This is a genomic window from Pseudomonas sp. LBUM1663, assembly GCF_059695905.1.
Genome location: NZ_CP166792.1, coordinates 3,039,285 through 3,059,206, shown reverse-complemented (window position 1 = coordinate 3,059,206; position 19,922 = coordinate 3,039,285). Strand labels below are relative to the sequence as shown.

14 protein-coding genes and 1 pseudogene are annotated in these 19,922 nt (G+C 56.6%); all 15 read left to right on the top strand.

What is annotated here, in order from left to right; translation table 11 throughout:
• Nucleotides 1–107: 107 nt before the first annotated feature.
• The 15 genes and pseudogenes from ACA075_RS14080 to ACA075_RS14010 all read left to right on the top strand — a co-directional run bounded on the left by ACA075_RS14080 (nt 108) and on the right by ACA075_RS14010 (nt 19,746).
• Nucleotides 108–1,400, top strand: coding sequence for a glycosyltransferase (locus ACA075_RS14080; RefSeq protein WP_497298998.1), 1,293 nt, complete (start codon nt 108–110; stop codon nt 1,398–1,400).
• A gap of 149 nt (nt 1,401–1,549) precedes the next feature.
• On the top strand, nt 1,550–2,416 hold the full coding sequence (locus tag ACA075_RS14075; protein ID WP_497298997.1) for a phosphatidylinositol-specific phospholipase C domain-containing protein: 867 nt from the start codon (nt 1,550–1,552) through the stop codon (nt 2,414–2,416).
• A 188-nt stretch (nt 2,417–2,604) separates the two neighbouring features.
• Nucleotides 2,605–3,490, top strand: a pseudogene (locus tag ACA075_RS14070) (phosphatidylinositol-specific phospholipase C domain-containing protein).
• An 81-nt stretch (nt 3,491–3,571) separates the two neighbouring features.
• Nucleotides 3,572–4,477: an AraC family transcriptional regulator gene (locus tag ACA075_RS14065; RefSeq protein WP_219094078.1), complete on the top strand. Its 906-nt coding sequence runs from the start codon at nt 3,572–3,574 to the stop codon at nt 4,475–4,477.
• A 330-nt stretch (nt 4,478–4,807) separates the two neighbouring features.
• Complete coding sequence (locus ACA075_RS14060; RefSeq protein ID WP_497298996.1) at nt 4,808–6,124, top strand: ABC transporter substrate-binding protein; 1,317 nt, start codon at nt 4,808–4,810, stop codon at nt 6,122–6,124.
• A gap of 261 nt (nt 6,125–6,385) precedes the next feature.
• On the top strand, nt 6,386–7,312 hold the full coding sequence (locus ACA075_RS14055; protein WP_109631004.1) for a carbohydrate ABC transporter permease: 927 nt from the start codon (nt 6,386–6,388) through the stop codon (nt 7,310–7,312).
• A 10-nt stretch (nt 7,313–7,322) separates the two neighbouring features.
• Nucleotides 7,323–8,153, top strand: a complete 831-nt coding sequence (locus ACA075_RS14050; RefSeq protein ID WP_007936731.1) for a carbohydrate ABC transporter permease — start codon at nt 7,323–7,325, stop codon at nt 8,151–8,153.
• A gap of 159 nt (nt 8,154–8,312) precedes the next feature.
• Nucleotides 8,313–9,416 (top strand): ABC transporter ATP-binding protein, encoded by a 1,104-nt coding sequence (locus ACA075_RS14045; protein ID WP_497298995.1) that lies wholly within the window; start codon nt 8,313–8,315, stop codon nt 9,414–9,416.
• A gap of 15 nt (nt 9,417–9,431) precedes the next feature.
• Nucleotides 9,432–10,904 (top strand): mannitol dehydrogenase family protein, encoded by a 1,473-nt coding sequence (locus ACA075_RS14040; protein WP_497298994.1) that lies wholly within the window; start codon nt 9,432–9,434, stop codon nt 10,902–10,904.
• 156 nt (nt 10,905–11,060) lie between these two features.
• Nucleotides 11,061–12,557, top strand: coding sequence for a xylulokinase (gene xylB, locus ACA075_RS14035; RefSeq protein ID WP_497298993.1), 1,497 nt, complete (start codon nt 11,061–11,063; stop codon nt 12,555–12,557).
• Between the two features lie 13 nt (nt 12,558–12,570).
• Entirely contained in the window at nt 12,571–13,515 is a 945-nt protein-coding gene (locus tag ACA075_RS14030) for a carbohydrate kinase family protein (RefSeq protein ID WP_497298992.1), read from the top strand.
• A gap of 370 nt (nt 13,516–13,885) precedes the next feature.
• Nucleotides 13,886–16,177, top strand: a complete 2,292-nt coding sequence (locus ACA075_RS14025) for a type VI secretion system Vgr family protein (protein ID WP_497298991.1) — start codon at nt 13,886–13,888, stop codon at nt 16,175–16,177.
• Nucleotides 16,174–17,742, top strand: a complete 1,569-nt coding sequence (locus ACA075_RS14020) for a hypothetical protein (RefSeq protein WP_497298990.1) — start codon at nt 16,174–16,176, stop codon at nt 17,740–17,742. Before ACA075_RS14025 ends, ACA075_RS14020 begins: the two co-directional genes overlap by 4 nt.
• 5 nt (nt 17,743–17,747) lie before the next feature.
• Nucleotides 17,748–18,689: a PoNe immunity protein domain-containing protein gene (locus ACA075_RS14015; protein WP_497298989.1), complete on the top strand. Its 942-nt coding sequence runs from the start codon at nt 17,748–17,750 to the stop codon at nt 18,687–18,689.
• A 115-nt stretch (nt 18,690–18,804) separates the two neighbouring features.
• Nucleotides 18,805–19,746: a PoNe immunity protein domain-containing protein gene (locus tag ACA075_RS14010; RefSeq protein WP_497299257.1), complete on the top strand. Its 942-nt coding sequence runs from the start codon at nt 18,805–18,807 to the stop codon at nt 19,744–19,746.
• The last annotated feature ends 176 nt before the right edge of the window (nt 19,747–19,922 follow it).

Sequence of the window (19,922 nt, the reverse complement as noted above, 5' to 3'; positions counted from 1 at the left end):
CCTGCTCTGCAGCGGCGGTGTTTCAGTCCAACATCGACCTTGTTGTGGTTTAATTGCGCGCCTCTCGCATCACTCAGCCCACAGACCGAGTCAAGGAAATACCGTTCATGAGCCAGCCCCGCGCAACCAAAGTCCTCGTCATTGGTTACGTCTGGCCCGAGCCTCGGTCATCGGCCGCCAGTGGGCATGTGATGCAGATTCTGGATACGTTTCTGCAACAAGGCTGGGACATTACTTTCAGCAGCCCGGCAGGCACCGGTGAACATCGGGCTGATCTGACGGCGCTGGGCATTCGCGAAGTGCCTATCGAGTTGAACAACAGCAGTTTCGACGCGTTTATCAGTGAACTGGCCCCGGACATCGTGCTGTTTGACCAGTTCATGATGGAAGAGCAGTTCGGCTGGCGTGTAGAAAAGCACTGCCCTGATGCCTTGCGTGTGCTTGAAACTTCGGATCTGCAAAGCCTGCGGCACGCCCGGCATCAGCGCCTCAAGGACCGCTTGAAGGCCAGTGACGACAACAATGATTTCAGCGACCTGTTCGCACCGGCATTGCGCGAAGAGTTCGAGTTGATGGCCGATACCGATCTGGCCAAACGGGAAATTGCCGCGCTGTATCGTTGCGATTTGAACCTGATGATCTCTGAAGTGGAAATCGAGTTGCTGGTCGAGCAGTTCAAGATGCCGCGCAACTTGCTGCACTGGTGTCCGTTGATGGTCGAACCGTCGAGCGTGGTGCCGGCCGCCTTTGAAGATCGGGCGCACTTTCTCAGCATTGGTAACTTTCGACATGCGCCGAACTGGGATGCGGTGCTCTGGATGAAAACGGCGATCTGGCCGTTGATCCGTGAACAACTGCCCAGCGCTCAGTTGCACATCTACGGCGCTTACACGCCGCCCAAGGCCACTGCGCTGCATAACCCGGCCCAGGGTTTCCATGTCATGAACTGGGCGGAAGACGCCTTGCAAGTGATGTCGGCTGCGCGCGTGTGTCTGGCACCGCTGCGTTTCGGTGCGGGCATCAAGGGCAAGATAATCGACGCCATGCTGTGTGGCACGCCCACAGTCACAACACCTATCGGTGCAGAAGCGATGCACGGTCAGCATCCCTGGCCTGGCGCCGTGACCCGGACGGCACGTAAATTCGCCGATCACGCGGTGCGGTTGTACAAGGATGAAGCACTCTGGGCGAACGCCCAATCCATGGGACAGGCGTTACTGGCGGATCGTTATCGACAGTCGGAACATGGCCCGGCACTGATTGAAAAGTTATTGCACTGCCAACAGCATCTCGCACAACTTAGAAGTGACAACTTTACCGGCAGCATGTTGCGTCACCACCACCACAAAAGTACGCAATATATGGCACAGTGGATTGAGGCAAAAAACCGCGCCAACTAGATGTCAGGCATGACCTATACACACTTTGCATTGCCACACTCATTGACCACGCCAGCAACCCACTTTATATATAATCTGCCGGATTAAAGTTGAATTAACTCATTCGGCACAACTTATTCAAACCAACAATCAATGCAAGGATGCATTAAATGAACACCATTGCTCAAACAAACCTGAAACTTAACAACTGGATGGCCAGCACGCCGGCCATTGACACTTTGTCGCTCCGTGAATTAACCCTGCCGGGCACCCATAACGCAGGTAGCGACTGGAAAGCGTCATGGCCTCTGATTCCAGGCGCCCATTGGCTCGCCTGTCAGCACCAATCGTTTTATTCCCAGTTGTGCCACGGCTCCCGAGCGTTGGATATCCGCCTCGCGTTCGACGCCAAGGCACCTGGGCTTGGAAAATTCCGGATGCACCACAATGGCAACCGCAACAATCGCACCTTGGGGAACTTGTTGACCGACGTGAGACAATTTCTTGAGGAGAATCCTGATGAATTCATTGTCCTGGACTTTCACGAACTGCAAGGGGATGCGTTTGACTTCACTTTTTTCAACGACATGATGATCCATCTTATGGGTCATAAAATAATCCCCACTCAAAACTGGTCTATGAGTCTCCGTCAACTCAAACAAATCAGTTCTGAACAAAGGGTTCTAGTCGCGGCCCCATGGCATTGGGAGCTTGATCGAAACGTGTTCCTTGAGCAAATTGAACACAAATGGTCCGGCAAGGGCATCACGAGTGCTGCCGACTTGAAAAAACACATTACGAGTGTGCTGACACATCCGCCAGGCACATGGGCCCCATGGTCGTTGTCCGCGACCAGTTACAGTGCCCTCGGCGGCCCCGTGGATATACATAATGAGCTTGATGCGTGGTTCGACCCGGAAAAAAGCGACTGGGCGGCAAAGTGCAACATCATCAACGTCGACTTCATTGAAGAATCGCGAATTGTTTCATATTGCCGAACCGCAAACTTGCATAAAGCCAACAAGCGAACCAATTAGTCGGCCCGCCATTAAATGGCTATATATGTGCAACTATTTCTGTGACTGGCAATCTTGTTGCGCACTTCTATGCTGGGTCATGAAAGCCTTTCACGCAGGGCGATCAACACAGATGTGGCTTGCAGCCAACGCTGATACCTAAACTTCGTCGCCCCACGGAGTGGGCGCCTTAACGACAAGGAACTGTCATGACCCATAACACAACAGGTGCGCTGGACAAAAAAAAGTGGATGAGTAACGTTCTGGATATCCACCGATTAAAGCTGACCGATATTGTCTGGCCCGGCGCACACAACGCCGGCATGGATAAACAGGCGCCCAATTATGATGTGGTTATCGGTAACTGGACGACGTGTCAAAACGGTTCATTTGCCTGGCAACTGTCCAATGGCGCCCGGGCCTTTGATATCCGGCTGGGCTACACCGAGGGCGCAGACCAGTCGGTCTTCTATTTTCATCACAACGGATACCAGTCCCATAGGGTCCTCGATGAACTGATTACAGACGTATCAGCGTTTCTCGACCGTAATCCGGATGAGTTCATCGTGCTGGATTTCCACCAACTCGCGACGGGGCCAAACCTTTTGACTACCAGAAACTCAATGATCTTCTGGTGAGTCGACTCGGACAGCGAGTGATCCCCCCGACGATGCCACAAAAACCATCGGCGAGCTCAAGCGGATCAGTACTCGCCGCCGGGTGGTGTTGGCGGCGCATGGACGGCGGGAACTGGATGAGGATTACTTCTGGCCGCGCATCCCACACAAGTGGATCGACAAAAGGTTCACCGACACCGAGGATCTGAAAACCCACATTTCCAGTACGCTCGAAGACGCGCCTTACGAAACGTTCCTACGGTCGTTATCGGCCACCCGCTACGCGTTTCTGGGAGGGCCTCAAGACATCAAAAACCAGATCAATGACTGGTTCAATCCCACCCGGGATTGGGTGACGCGTTGCAGCATCATCAATACCGACTTTTTCGACGAGTCAGAGATCGTTCGTTATTGCTGGACCGCCACCAGCATGAAAGCCGTTTACGGCCATGCCTTGCATGAGCGGGCACCGGCCTGACGCCCTGTGCTTAGCACGCTGGCATTACAAGCCTGGAAAGAGGCATGATCAGGGCGCAATGACAATAAAAAGCGCCCTGACATGACCCGAACCGCGAGAGTCACCGATCCTTCCTATGAACTGATGGACGACCACAACGGGTTGTCGATCATCTATCGCCAGCATGGATTCCCCTGCCCTTTGGTGCGTTGGCATTTCCACAAGGAATACGAGCTGCACCTGATCGTCGCCAGTTCCGGCAAGGTGTTCATCGGCGATTACATTGGCAACTTCTACCCGGAAACCCTGTTCCTGACTGGCCCGAATCTGCCTCACAACTGGATCAGCCAGGTGGCCGAAGACGAGGTAGTGCCCAAGCGCGACATGCTGGTCAACTTCACGGATGAATTGTTCGAGAGCGGTCATCAGGTATTCGCGGAACTCAAGACCCTAGCGCCTCTGCTGGAGCGCGCGCAGTACGGCATCGAGTTTCGTTGCAAGCGCACCATCCGCCAGGCCATGACGTTGATGCAACGCATCGCTGACACTAAAGGCGTCACCCGGCTCGGGCACTTTTTCATACTGCTGGAGCTGCTCGCGGCTTCTGACGATTTTCAGTTGCTGTCGGGTGCCACCACGCCGCAACTGGCGGATGAACACAACATCGATCGCACCAACCGAGCGGTGGATTACATTTTTGCGCATTACGCCCGGGACCTGCCGCTCGAGGAGGTCGCCGAGCATTTGGGCATGAAGCCGACGTATTTCAGCCGGGTGTTCAAGCAAGCCACCGGGCGCTGCTTCATCGAGTTCGTCAATCGCCTGCGCATCAGCAAATCCTGCGAGTTGCTGGCCGATGGCGACAAACCGGTGACCGATGTGTGTTTCGAATCGGGCTTCAACAATATTTCCAACTTCAATCGGCGATTCCAGCAGCTCAAGGGCATGACGCCTTCGCATTACCGACGGCTGGCGGTGCAGCGGTTGACTGAGCAGAATCAGCACTGACAGCAATCCGTGTAGCAGCTGCCGAAGGCTGCGCTCGACTGCGAAGCAGTCGCAAAATCTGCCACTCTGCCTCCCCAGGATCACCGCACGCTCTGCGCCAGCGAGTGCTGCGCACTCGAACGCAGCCTTCGGCAGCGGCTACAGGATGTCCGGTGTTAATTCTTGCCTTTTCAGAATCCAGTGCAAAATAGTATCGATTCAAGTGCGACGGATGATTTGTCACATCCTCAATTGAAGGCTGTAATCAGTGCACATTCTTCCTGCCCTCGGAAGACACAAAAACAATAACTGTCCTTCTGTCCCCCATCGGGTGCAGAAAAGGAGTGCACGATGCAACCTTCGGTAAAAGCTCTGCTTGCCCTCACCTGCATGACCCTCAGCAGCGTCAGTCTCGGCGCTCAGCCCCTGACCATCGCCACCGTCAACAACAGCGACATGATCCGTATGCAAAAGCTCTCGAAGACCTTCGAGGCCGAGCATCCGGACATCAAGCTCAACTGGGTGGTGCTGGAAGAAAACGTCCTGCGCCAACGCCTGACCACCGACATTGCCACTCAGGGCGGGCAGTTTGACGTGCTGACCATCGGCATGTACGAAGCCGCACTCTGGGGTGCCAAGGGCTGGCTGGAGCCGATGAAGGACTTGCCGGCCAACTACGCCCTCGACGATGTCTTCCCATCGGTGCGTGAAGGCCTTTCGGTCAAGGGCTCGCTCTACGCCCTGCCGTTTTACGCGGAAAGCTCCATCACCTATTACCGCACCGACCTGTTCAAGGACGCCGGGCTGACCATGCCCGAGCACCCGACCTGGACCCAGATCGGCGAATTCGCCAGCAAGCTCACAAACAAAGACAAAGACAAAGAACAGTACGGCATCTGCCTGCGTGGCAAGGCCGGCTGGGGCGAGAACATGGCGCTGATCACCACCGTGGCCAACGCTTATGGTGCGCGCTGGTTCGATGAGAAATGGCAACCGGAATTCACCGGCCCCGAGTGGAAAAACGCCTTGAATTTCTACGTCGATACGATGAAGAAATCCGGCCCGCCGGGTGCCTCCAGCAACGGCTTCAATGAAAACCTGGCGCTGTTCAACAGTGGTAAGTGCGCAATTTGGGTCGATGCCAGCGTCGCCGGCTCTTTCGTCACCGACAAGACCCAAAGTAAGGTCAGCGATCACGTCGGCTTTACCTATGCACCTCACGAGACCACCGACAAAGGTTCGGCCTGGCTCTACTCCTGGGCGCTGGCGATCCCGACCAGTTCCAAGGCCAAGGACGCGGCTAAAACCTTCAGTGCCTGGGCCACTTCCAAGGAATACGGCGCGTTGGTCGCCGAAAAAGACGGCATCGCCAATGTGCCGCCTGGCACTCGGGCCTCGACGTACAGCGAGGCTTACATGAGCGCCGCTCCGTTTGCCAAGGTGACGCTGGAATCGCTGAAAGCGGCGGACCCGAGCAAACCGACCCTCAAGCCTGTGCCCTACATCGGCATCCAGTTGGTGACCATTCCTGAATTCCAGGCGGTGGGCACCCAAGTCGGCAAGTTGTTCTCGGCGGCGCTGATTGGCCAGACCACGGTCGACCAGGCGCTAACGGCGGCCCAGCAAACCACCGAACGCGAGATGAAGCGCGCCGGTTATCCCAAATAGCAACGGGCGGTGGGGGCAACGGTGCTGGTTTGTCTGAGATACCGAGTTGCCTCCATCGCGGGCAAGCCACGCTCCCACAGGTTTGACGCACTCTATGTAGGAGCTGGCTTTTGTGGCGAGGGAGCTTGCTCCCGCTGGGGTGCGAAGCGCCCCCAAAAGCTTTGCGACCGCTGCGCAGTCGAGCGGGAGCAAGCTCCCTCGCCACACAAGCCCGCTCCCACATTTTGATCTTCGTCTGTCTGTCCTAATCGGTTAAATGCCATGAATATTTCAACTGCCAAAGCTCACATGGACATCCCCCAACCGGTGCGTAAAAGCCGGCTGGCCAATCCCGGCTGGTTTCTGGTCAGCCCCTCGGTGGCGTTATTGCTGCTGTGGATGATCGTGCCGCTGGGCATGACCGTTTACTTTTCGATGATCCGCTACAACCTGCTCTATCCCGGCGAAAACGAATTTGTCGGGCTGGAGAATTTCACGTACTTCCTGACTGACTCCGGGTTCATGCCCGGCGCCACCAACACCCTGTTGCTGGTGGGCAGCGTGCTGCTGATCAGCGTGGTGCTGGGCGTGCTGATCAGTGCCTTGCTGGAGGCCAGCGAATTCCTCGGTCGCGGCATCGTGCGGGTGATGCTGATCTCGCCGTTTTTCATCATGCCCACCGTCGGTGCGCTGATCTGGAAGAACCTGATTTTCCATCCGGTGTCGGGGATTCTCGCCTACGTCTGGAAGCTGTTCGGCGCACAGCCGGTGGACTGGCTGGCGCACTACCCGCTGCTGTCGATCATCATCATCGTGTCCTGGCAATGGCTGCCCTTCGCGATCCTGATCCTGATGACCGCCATGCAGTCCCTCGACCAGGAACAGAAAGAAGCCGCGCGCCTCGACGGGGCCGGGCCGATCGCGATTTTCTGGCACCTGACCCTGCCGCACCTGGCCCGCCCGATTGCGGTGGTGGTGATGATCGAAACCATCTTCCTGCTCTCGGTCTTCGCCGAAATCTTCACCACCACCAACGGCGGTCCCGGCTATGCCTCGACCAACCTCGCGTACCTGATCTACAACCAGGCGCTGGTGCAGTTCGACGTCGGCATGGCGTCCGCCGGCGGCTTGATCGCAGTGGTGATCGCCAACATCGCGGCCATCGTGCTGGTGCGCATGATCGGCAAAAACCTGACAGACAAGACCTGAGGCCTGCGCCATGACCCTTCAACAATCCCGCCGTCTGCAAAGCCTGCTGCTCGGCACCCTGGCCTGGGCCATCGCGATCCTGATCTTCTTCCCGATCTTCTGGATGGTGCTGACCAGTTTCAAAACCGAAATCGACGCCTTCGCCACGCCGCCGCAGTTCATCTTCACGCCGACGCTGGAGAACTACCTACACATCAACGAGCGCAGCGACTACTTCAGTTTCGCCTGGAACTCGGTGGTGATTTCCTTCAGCGCTACCGCTTTGTGCCTGCTGATCGCGGTGCCGGCGGCCTACTCCATGGCGTTCTACGAAACCCAACGCACCAAAGGCACGCTGCTGTGGATGCTCTCCACCAAAATGCTGCCGCCGGTGGGCGTGCTGATGCCGATCTACCTGCTGGCCAAGAGCTTCGGCCTGCTCGATACGCGCATCGCGCTGATCGTGATCTACACGCTGATCAACCTGCCGATCGTGGTTTGGATGATTTACACCTACTTCAAAGACATCCCCAAAGACATCCTCGAAGCCGCGCGCCTCGACGGTGCCACGCTGTGGCAGGAAATGGTCCGGGTGCTGCTGCCGATCGCCAAGGGCGGTTTGGCCTCCACCGTTTTGCTGTCGCTGATCCTGTGCTGGAACGAGGCGTTCTGGTCGCTGAACCTGACCTCGTCGAAAGCTGCGCCATTGACTGCGCTGATCGCCTCCTACTCAAGTCCCGAAGGTCTGTTCTGGGCCAAGTTGTCGGCGGTGTCGACCCTGGCCTGCGCGCCGATCCTGATTTTCGGCTGGATCAGCCAGAAACAATTGGTCCGCGGCCTGTCGTTTGGCGCCGTGAAATGACCTGCCGACATGCAAATCCCTGTGGGAGCGAGCCTGCTCGCGATGAGGGAGTGTCATTCAGCATTAATGCCTCTGATACACCGCAATCGCGAGCAGGCTCGCTCCCACAGAAAAGCCCGCCCGGCTCAACTGAATAACAACACGTGGAGGCCCATCATCATGGCCAACCTGAAAATCAAGAATCTGCAAAAAGGCTTCGAAGGCTTTTCCATCATCAAAGGCATCGATCTGGAAGTGAACGACAAGGAATTCGTGGTCTTCGTCGGCCCGTCGGGCTGCGGCAAATCCACCCTGCTGCGCTTGATCGCCGGCCTGGAAGAAGTCAGCGGCGGCACCATCGAACTCGATGGCCGCGACATTACAGAAGTCAGCCCGGCCAAGCGCGACCTGGCGATGGTGTTCCAGACCTACGCCCTGTACCCGCACATGACCGTGAAAAAGAACATGTCGTTCGCCCTTGATCTGGCCGGCGTACCAAAGGCTGAAGTCGAGAAGAAAGTCGGCGAAGCGGCGCGCATCCTGGAGCTGGGACCGATGCTGGAGCGCAAGCCCAAGCAATTGTCCGGTGGCCAGCGTCAACGCGTCGCAATCGGCCGCGCCATTGTGCGCAACCCGAAAATTTTCCTGTTCGATGAACCGCTGTCCAACCTCGACGCCGCGCTTCGCGTGCAAATGCGCCTGGAACTGTTGCGCCTGCACAAAGACCTGCAAGCGACGATGATTTACGTGACCCACGACCAGGTCGAAGCGATGACCATGGCCGACAAAGTGGTCGTCCTCAACGGCGGCAAAATCGAGCAGGTCGGCTCGCCGCTGGACTTGTATCACCAGCCGGCCAACCTGTTTGTCGCCGGCTTTCTCGGCACGCCGAAAATGGGTTTCCTCAAAGGCAAAGTCACCCGCGTCGAGCGCCAAAGCTGTGAAGTCCTGCTGGACGCCGGCACCCGCATCACCCTGCCGCTGAGCGGTGCCCAGCTGAACGTCGGCGGCGCGGTGACCCTAGGCATTCGTCCGGAGCACCTCAACCTCGCACAAACCGGCGACTGCACCTTGCAGGTCACCGCTGACGTCAGCGAACGCCTGGGCAGCGACACCTTTTGCCACGTCGTGACCGCTTCCGGCGAAGCGTTGACCATGCGCGTTCGTGGCGACCTTGCCAGCCGTTACGGCGAAGCCTTGAGCCTGCACCTGGACGCCGAACACTGCCATTTATTCGATGCCGACGGCGTGGCGCTGACCCGCCCGCTGCGTGCAGCGGCCTGATTTAGAGAGCCTGTGATGAAACTCAACCAACAGAACCTCAACCGCCTCGCTCCCGAGGTGGTCCTGCCCGCCTACACCCTGAGCGATACGCGCCAGGGCATCGCCCACATCGGCGTCGGTGGTTTTCACCGCGCCCATCAGGCGTATTACACCGACGCGCTGATGAATACCGGCGAAGGCCTGGACTGGGCGATTTGCGGGGTCGGCCTGCGCGCCGAAGACCGCCGCGCCCGGGACGATCTGAAAGAGCAGGATTACCTCTTCACCCTGTTCGAACTGGGCGACACCGACGACACCGAAGTCCGGGTCATCGGCGCGATTCGCGACATGCTGCTGGCCGAAGACGGCGCTGCAGCGTTGATCGACAAACTCGCCAGTCCAGAGATCCGCATCGTCTCGCTGACCATCACCGAAGGCGGTTATTGCATCGACGACAGCAACGGCGAGTTCATGGCCCACCTGCCGCAAATCCAGCACGACCTGGCGAACCCGAACGCACCGAAAACCGTGTTTGGCTTCCTCTGCGCCGCGCTGGCCAGACGCCGCGCCGTCGGCACGCCCGCGTTCACCTTGATGTCCTGCGATAACCTGCCGCACAACGGCGCCGTCACCCGCAAAGCCTTGTTGGCCTTCGCCGCTTTGCGCGATGCCGATCTGCGTGACTGGATCGCCACCCACGTCAGCTTCCCCAACGCGATGGTCGACCGAATCACGCCAATGACCAGCACTGAACACAAGCTGCAACTTCACGACAAACATGCCGTCGACGATGCCTGGCCGGTGGTCTGCGAACCTTTTGTGCAGTGGGTGCTGGAAGACAAGTTCGTCAACGGGCGTCCGGCCTGGGAAAAAGTCGGCGTGCAATTCACCGACGACGTCACGCCGTATGAAGAGATGAAGATCAAACTGCTCAACGGCAGTCATCTGGCCCTGACGTATCTGGGGTTCCTGAAGGGTTATCGCTTCGTGCACGAGACCATGAATGACCCGCTGTTTGTGCGCTATGTGCGTGCCTACATGGATCTGGATGTCACGCCGCAATTGTCGCCCGTGCCGGGGATTGATCTGACGGATTACAAGAACACGCTGGTGGCGCGTTTCTCCAATCAGGCGATTGCCGATCAACTGGAGCGAGTGTGTTCGGACGGCTCGTCGAAGTTTCCCAAGTTCACCATTCCGACCATCAATCGCCTGATTGCCGATGGCCAGGAGACCAAGCGGGCCGCGTTGGTGGTGGCGGCCTGGGCGTTGTATTTGAAGGGCGTGGATGAGAATGGCGATACCTACTCGATTCCCGACCCTCGGGCGACGTTCTGCCAGGCCTTGGTAGCGGATGATGCGTTGATCACGCAGCGTTTGCTGGGAGTTGAGGAGATTTTTGGTACGGCGATTCCCCGTTCGCCGGAGTTTGTGGCGGCGTTTGAATGGTGCTGCAACAGCTTGCGGGAAGTGGGCGTGACGCGGACGTTGGAGCGGGTGTTGGAGTAAGTGCGGCGGTGAAACCACTGCCGTCTTCGCGGGCAAGCCTCGCTCCTACAACGTTAGTGTCGAGCCATATTTTGATGGTCGACTCCGGATCTGTAGGAGCGAGGCTTGCCCGCGAATGGCTTCACCAAGATCGACCTGACACACCAAGGATCTGCCATGACAAACCAACAATTATTCCTCGGCATCGACTGCGGCACCCAAGGCACCAAAACCGTGATCCTCGACGCCCACAGTGGCCAGGTCCTGGGACAGGGCGCAGCCGAGCACAGCCTGATCAGCGGCGCCAACGGTCGTCGCGAGCAAGACACCGGTCAGTGGCTGGAAGCGTTCACCTTGGCCACCCGCCGTGCGTTACTCGCGGCGAAAGTCGACGGTCAGGACATCCTTGGCATCGGCGTCTCCGGTCAGCAACACGGCCTGGTGCTGCTCGACGACCAAGGCCAAGTGCTGCGACCGGCGAAACTTTGGTGCGACACCGAATCCACCCCGGAAAACGATCGCCTGCTAGACCACCTCGGCGGCGAAAAAGGCTCACTGGAGCGCCTCGGCGTGGTCATTGCGCCGGGCTACACCGTTTCAAAGCTGTTGTGGATCAAAGAACAGCACCCGGACATTTTCGCCCGGATCGCCCGCATCCTCCTGCCCCACGACTACTTGAACCACTGGCTCACCGGCCGCAGTTGCAGCGAGTACGGCGATGCCTCCGGCACCGGGTATTTCAACGTGCGGACCCGCCAATGGGATTTGCAGTTGCTTCGAGACATCGACCCGACCGGACGCCTGCAAGCCGCGTTGCCGGAGTTGATCGATGCGCATCAAGCGGTCGGCACGATCCTGCCGAGCATCGCCGAACACCTGGGCATCAACCCGCAGGCGCTGGTGTCCAGCGGTGGCGGCGACAACATGATGGGCGCAATCGGCACTGGCAACATCAAGCCTGGCGCAATCACCATGAGCCTCGGCTCTTCGGGGACGGTGTACGCCTATGCTGACCAGCCGAAAGTCAGCCCGGATGCGTCGGTCGCGACGTTCTGTTCTTCCAGCGGGGGCTGGCTGCCGCTGATCTGCACCATGAACCTGACCAACGCCACGGGGGTCATTCGCGAGCTGTTCGACCTTGATATCGAACACTTCACCGATTTGGTCGAACAGGCGCCCATCGGTGCCGAAGGCGTGTGCATGCTGCCGTTCCTCAACGGCGAACGCGTCCCCGCTTTGCCCCATGCCACCGGCAGCCTGCTGGGCTTGACCATGACCAACCTGACCCAGGCCAACCTGTGCCGCGCGGTGGTGGAAGGCACGACCTTCGGTTTGCGTTATGGACTGGACCTGCTGCGCCAGAATGGCTTACAAAGCCGCAGCATTTGCCTGATCGGCGGCGGCTCTAAAAGCCCGGTGTGGCGGCAGATCGTCGCCGACATCATGAACACCCCGGTGATCTGTACCGAGCAGAGCGAAGCGGCAGCCCTCGGCGCGGCGATTCAAGCGGCGTGGTGCAAGTCTTGGGCAAACGGCCACGAGGACAGTCTGGCGGACCTTTGCGAGCGTTGCGTAAAGCTCGATCCGGCCAGTGAAACCTTACCGATTGCGGAAAATGTGGCGGCCTGTCAGCAGGCCTATGAACGCTATCAACAACATGTCGCAACCCTTTAAAGAGCGAACAACTATGTATCTGGTGTGTGGCGAAGCGCTGTTCGATTTCTTCAGTGAAGACGACGCCAGCGGCCTGGCTTCAAAAGTGAATTTCAAGGCGATTGCCGGCGGTTCGCCGTTCAATGTGGCGGTTGGACTTCGTCGGTTGGGCGTGGAGGCGGCGCTGTTTGCCGGGTTGTCCACCGACTACCTTGGGCGACGCTTGCAGCAAGTGCTGCAGGATGAAGGTGTACGCCCGGATTTCCTCGTGGATTTCGCCGCACCGACCACGCTGGCGATGGTCGCTGTCGGTGCCAATGGCTCGCCTCACTACAGCTTTCGCGGTGAAGGTTGCGCAGATCGGCAGCTCAAACCTGAGCATTTGCCTGAGCTGGGGCCGGAAGTGCGCGGTTTGCACGTCGGCTCGTTTTCGCTGGTGGTGCAACCGATTGCCGACACCTTACTGGCGTTGGTGCAGCGTGAAAGCGGCAAACGCCTGATCAGCCTTGATCCTAATGTACGACTCAATCCTGAGCCGAACATCGACCTGTGGCGCTCGCGGATTGCGACGCTGGTTGAGTTGGCGGATCTGATCAAAGTCAGCGATGAAGATTTGAGTCTGTTGTATCCCGAACAGGATCCGCAGCGAGTGATTGAAGGCTGGCTGCAGCATCGTTGTCAGTTGGTGTTCCTGACCCGTGGTGGCGAGGGTGCAACGGTGTTCAGCCGTGCACACGGTTCGTGGTCGGTGCCGGCGAGCGCAGTGAAAATCGCCGATACCGTGGGCGCGGGTGATACGTTTCAGGCGGCATTGATTACCTGGTTGACCGAGCAGCAACTGGATTCGGTTGAGGGCGTGCAATCCCTTGAGCGCGGGCAAATTGACGGGATGTTGAAATTTGCGGTGCAGGCAGCGGCGCTGACGTGCAGCAAGACCGGGCCGGATTTGCCGTATCGGCAACAGTTGGAAATACGCTGAATGTAAGGCCCTCATCGCGAGCAGGCTCGCTCCTACAGTGATCTCCAGCGGACACAGGTTTTGTGCTCGACAACAATCCAATGTGGGAGCGAGCTTGCTCGCGATGGCGGTGTAACACACGCCGCCAATCCAACGGTCACACCACCGAAAGCCTGAAAACGACGGCCAATTCCGGATCGCCGCAAGGTGTGACGCTGTCTTGTTCAGGAACGAATGACGAAGTATCCCCCGCATCCATTGGCCAAAACCCCGTATCTAAGGGTTTTCCCGATAGCCCAAGGCCTCCACACCTACGCCATTTGCGCCTTGAACGAGTCGGTTTAATGCTGCACCATCCGCACCAGCTTATTCAAAGGACGGAATTAAAGGCATGCTGGACGCGAACGCAACCCATATTTCCCTGACGCTGGAAGGCGTTTCCGTTGACCTGCAAGTGCTCAGCTTCGTCGGTCGCGAAACCCTCAATCAGCCGTTCTGTTTCGACATCGAACTGGTCAGCGCCCGTCCCGACCTGAAACTCGAAGAGCTGCTGCACAAGCCTGGCTGCCTGACCTTCGGCGCCACCGGCAAGGGCATCATCCACGGTCTGGTCTATCGCATCGAGCAAGGCGACTCCGGTAAAAGCCTGACGCGCTACAGCATCAGCCTGGTTCCGCAACTCGCTTACCTGCGCCACAACCATGACCAGCAGATTTTCCAGCATTTAAGTGTGCCGAAGATCATCGCCCAGGTACTGGAGGCGCGCGGCATCCTGGCCGACGCCTACAGTTTCCAGCTCGGCGCGATCTACCCCGAGCGCGATTACTGTGTGCAGTACGACGAGTCCGACCTGCACTTCATCCAGCGCCTGTGTGAAGAGGAAGGCATTCACTTCCACTTCCAGCACAGCACAAGCGGCCACAAACTGGTGTTCGGCGATGACCAGACGGTGTTCCGCAAACTCGCACCCGTGGCCTACCAGCAAGACTCCGGCATGGCCGCCACGAAACCGGTGATCAAGCGCTTCAACCTGCGCCTGGAAACCCGGACCTCCCGCGTCAGCCGCCGCGATTACGACTTCGAGAAACCAAGCATCCTGCCTGAAGGCACCGCCAAGAGCACCTTCGCCCCGGACCTCGAAGACTACGACTACCCCGGCCGCTTCGTGACCCGCGAACGCGGCAAACAACTGGCAACCCGTGCGCTGGAACGCCATCGCAGCGATTACCAACTGGCCGAAGGCAAAGGCGACGAGCCCACCCTGGTGAGCGGCCACTTCATGGCCCTGAGCGAACACCCGCGCGCCGAGTGGAACGATCTCTGGCTGTTGCTCGAAGTCGTGCACGAAGGCAAGCAGCCGCAAGTGCTCGGCAAAAACGTCACCAGCGACGTAACCCACAATAAAGACGATTTCCATCAGGGCTACCGCAACACCTTCCTTTCCACCCCGTGGGACGCGCACTTCCGCCCTGCCCTCGAACACCCGAAACCGAAAGTCCTGGGCAGCCAGACCGCCATCGTCACCGGCCCTCCCGGCGAAGAAATCCACTGCGACGAATACGGCCGTGTCAAAGTGCAATTCCACTGGGACCGCGACGGCCAGGCCAACGACAACACCAGTTGCTGGCTGCGCGTCGCCACCGGCTGGGCCGGTAGCGCCTACGGCGGCATCGCCATCCCACGCGTCGGCATGGAAGTCCTCGTCACCTTCCTCGAAGGCGACCCCGACCAACCACTGATCACCGGCTGCCTGTTCCACAAAGAAAACGTCGTCCCCTACGACCTGCCGGCGAACAAGACCCGCAGCACCTTCAAAACCCTCAGCTCCCCGGGCGGCAAGGGTTACAACGAGTTCCGCATCGAAGACAAGAAAGGTGCGGAACAGATCTACCTGCATGCCCAGCGCGACTGGGACGAAAACATTGAGCACGACCAGAAGATCCGCATCGGCAATGAACGCCATGACACGGTTGAAGCCAATGTTTTCAGCGAGTTCAAGGTTGAAGAGCATCGCATCACCCATCTGGACCGCAAGACCGAAGCGCGGGCGGATGATCACCTGACCGTGGCGGTCACCCGGCATGTGAAGGTGGGGACGGCGCAGTTTGTCGAGGCGGGTCAGGAGATTCATTACCACGCGGGGAAGAAGGTGGTGGTTGAAGGTGGGATGGAACTGACGGCCAAGGCTGGTGGGAGTTTCGTCAAGGTTGATGCGGGGGGGGTGACGATCAGTGGGGCTGAGGTGAAGGTGAATACCGGTGGCTCGCCAGGGGTGGGGACCGGGATTGGAATCCTCGCCCCACTCATACCCGGCCTCGCCGCCGCCGATATCGCCGGGCACCTGATGCAACAAGCCAAGCCCAATCCGACCTGGCTGGAACTGAACCTGCACTACGATAACCTTGAGCCGGTGCCGGGTGCGTCGTACCGCGTTGACTTCGCCGATGGCTCCACGCGTGAAGGCGTGCTGGATGACGACGGCTTCGCCCGGTTGGAGGATGTGCCGAAAGGACCGGCCAAAGTGTATTACGGCGAGGATCCGAGGCCGTTCAATCGTGAAAGCGTAACGGTCGTGCAGAACTCGGACGAGAAAGTTAACGAAGATTTACGCAAGCTCGGCCTGGACCCGGATCAGGTTGATTTACAAGCATTAGTGGAGAAAGCCGCAGGGAGGCTGACATGAGCGAGGCAGTAGCTGAGAGCGCAAACGAGGGTGGCGAAGACCGTAGCGCCGCCTATCAAGAGGCCGCGGTTGAACTGGCAAAAGGTATCGCGCTCGGCGCAGTGCCGTTTCTGGGCCAGGCCATCGACGCCTACGACACCATCGAATCCTCTATCGTTCTCTACAACGCAGAGTCAACGGATGGTAAGGAAGACGCGCAATTCGATCTGTTGATGGCCGTGATCGGCTGGGTTCCAGGACCGGGCGACGGCCTGAAGAAGAGCTTGCGAATCGTCAACAAAGACCCGCAACGCTACGCCCCGGTCCTGTTCGACCTACTTCGCTTCGTCCTCCAGGAATGCGGGGTTAAAACCAGCCCTGAAGAGCTGCTCAAACAGATTTTCGACGCTGGAAAGCTGCGTGCCGAACTCGACGAAATCATCACCGGCGTGAAAGGCTCCTCTACATTCCAGAGCCTGCCCAACTGGGCCAAAACATCGGTCGTCACCGTCCTCGCAGCCTCCCGTGACAACATGCCGGCCATGGTCGGCATCGTTGAGAAGCGGCTGCTTAAATGGAAAGGCATGCAGCGCAACAGTTCTGCGGCCTCCTCCGGCTCAAGCCACCCGAAAAGAGCTGAAAAGCCTGCCAACAAAGACTCGGCCGTTGCGGCAAAGGGAACCGATGGCGCGAGCGGCACCCATTCCAACCAGGTCGAAGCCTCCAAGGTAGGCCTTCAGGCCCCGTCCAGCATTTTGAATGAAGGATTGGGGGTGAGTGGGGAGCACATTGCCGACTACATCTGCGCAGTGGAGTTTGGCTGGGGCAAGGATTGGGATGGGCATGACAAGGGCGCGGATGGGAAGTGGCTTGAGGGTGTGCCTAGTGCGAGTAAGACGGGGAAGCTCTCGGCGGGGGGGAGTCCTAAGGCAAGTCACGTGCTTTACAAGCTGTCGGATGGTGCGAATGGGACGGGGATCGATGCCGTCTGGCGCGCCACTCCTTCCAACAATGGAGGCGAGAAATTTGCCGTTGTTGAGGCAAAGGCAAGCAAAGATGAAGACGCGCCGAAATTCATGCGTAAACCCAACAATACACGTAAACCTAGTGTTGGCTCTAAGCTAGGCGTATCCGGATTGGGCGATCCAAGCACACTGCTTGAACCCATCGAAAACGAACAAGATGCAAATGGTAAAAAAAGCGCGACTACCAAAACCACCGGCAGATCAAAAACGTCGCCTTCTAAAAGCTCAAAAATCAGTACGACCAAAACCAAAGAAATACTCGTACAGATGAGCGTGGAATGGATACTTAGTAACCTCCAAAAAGCTGTCGGCAATCGTATACTCGCCGCCCAAGTAGAAACCTCTTATAGTCGACATTTATTTTACTCCCCACTTTACCACCCGAGCTCCAGCCCAAAAGAGCATGCTGAGGCCAGAATAAAAAACTCAAATGAAAGTGAACACCATGCTCACAAAGCCTTTCATTACAACGAAGCAGAAGTTAAAGCGTTTGTAAACAAACGCAAAAAGTCCCTGACCAAAAAGTATGGCGCACTGGATACACTAAAGATTGAGGTTTGACACCCATGAACATGCGACAGAATTTTTTTAGCACCAAACACTACGAGAACTTTCTCAGAGAACACGATGAGCTAATAGAGTTCTTCAAAATAAATAAATTTAAATCCGACTCTGCTTTGGAGGAAGCGTCTCAACGCGCCAAATACTTCCAGACTCTTGCTTTAGATAAATTACTCGCAACTTATACGGCGGGTGAAAACATTGATGCCCTTGCTCCTATGCTTGAAGACCTGGTGGAAAAGTACGAGATCCGCCAAAAAGCCTTGGCCGAGTATCAGGGCGTCCCGAACATATCGCCATTAGCAATAGACGACTGGCCGAACCAATACGAAGAAGCCGTCCAAGTGATCAGTCTGTGTATACTTCTACACCGAACCGACTTGCTTCCGCGCTTTGTCAAACTCATTGACGACGCAGGATATGCAGGTGAGGACACCCTTTATGAAGCCTTGCTAAACAAAGTAATGCCTCATCGGCACGATGTAGACGAATGGTATCACGACGTCTATACGTTACTTATTCAAGCAATCTACACCGATAACAAACAAGAACCGCCGAAACTTCTGAAAAAATATTGCCTGCAATGGTATCCAGCCTTTAAGCAAGCTCCTTGGCATGACACTCACCTTCAAGGAGATGAAGGAACTTACGTCGGTTACTGGGCATTTGAAGCCGGTGCAATTGCATTTTTGTATGGCATAGAAGACAGCAAAATAGATCATATGGTTTATCCAAAGGATTTAGTCGATTATGCCCGAAATTATCAGCCGACTAATGGATCTCAAGTTACTCGTGTAGAAGCAGGACAACCGTGCAGTAAGACAGGCTATTGGTTCACCCCGGCACAGGCCAACTCCAGACGTCACTTTCAACAAGGCGAAATCATGCCGAGTTTCAGTGATTCGAAATGGGGCGATACGCTTTGGTATTGGTCAGGCGAAGAATAACAACATAGATTAGATAGTAAGCAGATGTTGGCTATGGTGGGTGAATGCCGCCCACCCACTAGTGGAACCCTTGGCCTACAGGACAAAACAGGATGCAACCCATATATTGACCACCATGATAATCAGACAAAAATATTTTAGTGAATATCAATACCGTATTTTCCTGAAAGAGCATGACGAGGTAACTGAGTTTTTCAAAACAAATACTTTTCAATCTGACTCACCAGAGGAAGAAGCGACACTGCGCGCAACACACTTCAAGCAACTTGCATTCGACAGGCTTTTTGCTGCATATACTGCAGGAGAAGAAATAAGCACTCTAACACCATTACTTGAAGATCTGATAATCAAGTACGAAACTCGACAAGCCAAACTCGCCGAATACCAGAAAACACCTGATATATCTCCGCTTGCGATAAATGATTGGCCTGACGAATATGAAGAATGCGTGCAGGTCATAGGATTTTGTATTCTCTTACATCGCACTGATTTACTTCAGCGTTTCGTCAAGCTAATAGATGCAGCGGGCTACGCCGGGGACGATACTCTATACGAAGATCTGCTCATCAAATTACTTCCGAACAGACACGATGTAGACCAATGGTTTCACGACGTGTATTCACCTTTGATTAGGGCAATTTACGCAGAAAGCAAAGAGGAAGCGTCAACGCATCTGAAAAAATACTGCAGCCAATGGTATTCCGCATTTAAACAAGCACCATGGCATGACACTCATTTGCAGGGAGAAAATGGTAATTACATCGGCTATTGGGCTATAGAAGCAGGAGCTGTCGCATTTTTGTACGGTATAGACGACAGCAAAATAGATCATATGGTTTATCCAAAAGACTTGGTTGAATACGCCAGAAATTATCGACCGACTAATGGATCGCAGGTTGCTCGTGTAGACGCAGGGCAACCGTGCAATAGAACCGGCTATTGGTTTACTCCAGCAAAAGCAGAGTCTCGCCGTCACTTCAATCAAGGCGAGATAATGCCTGGGTTCAGTGACTCCCATTGGGGAGATACTATTTGGTATTGGTCGAGTGAAGAGTAAAATCGTCTACAATTTCCGCTCAGCCGCCACTTCATGCCCTGAGCGAAAACCCACGTTCCAAATGGAAGAACATCTTATTATTGCTCGAAGTTGTGCGCGAAGGCTGGCAACTGCTAGTACTCGGCAACAACGTCACCAGCGAAGCCAGTCACAACCACCTTCGCCGATCACCGAAA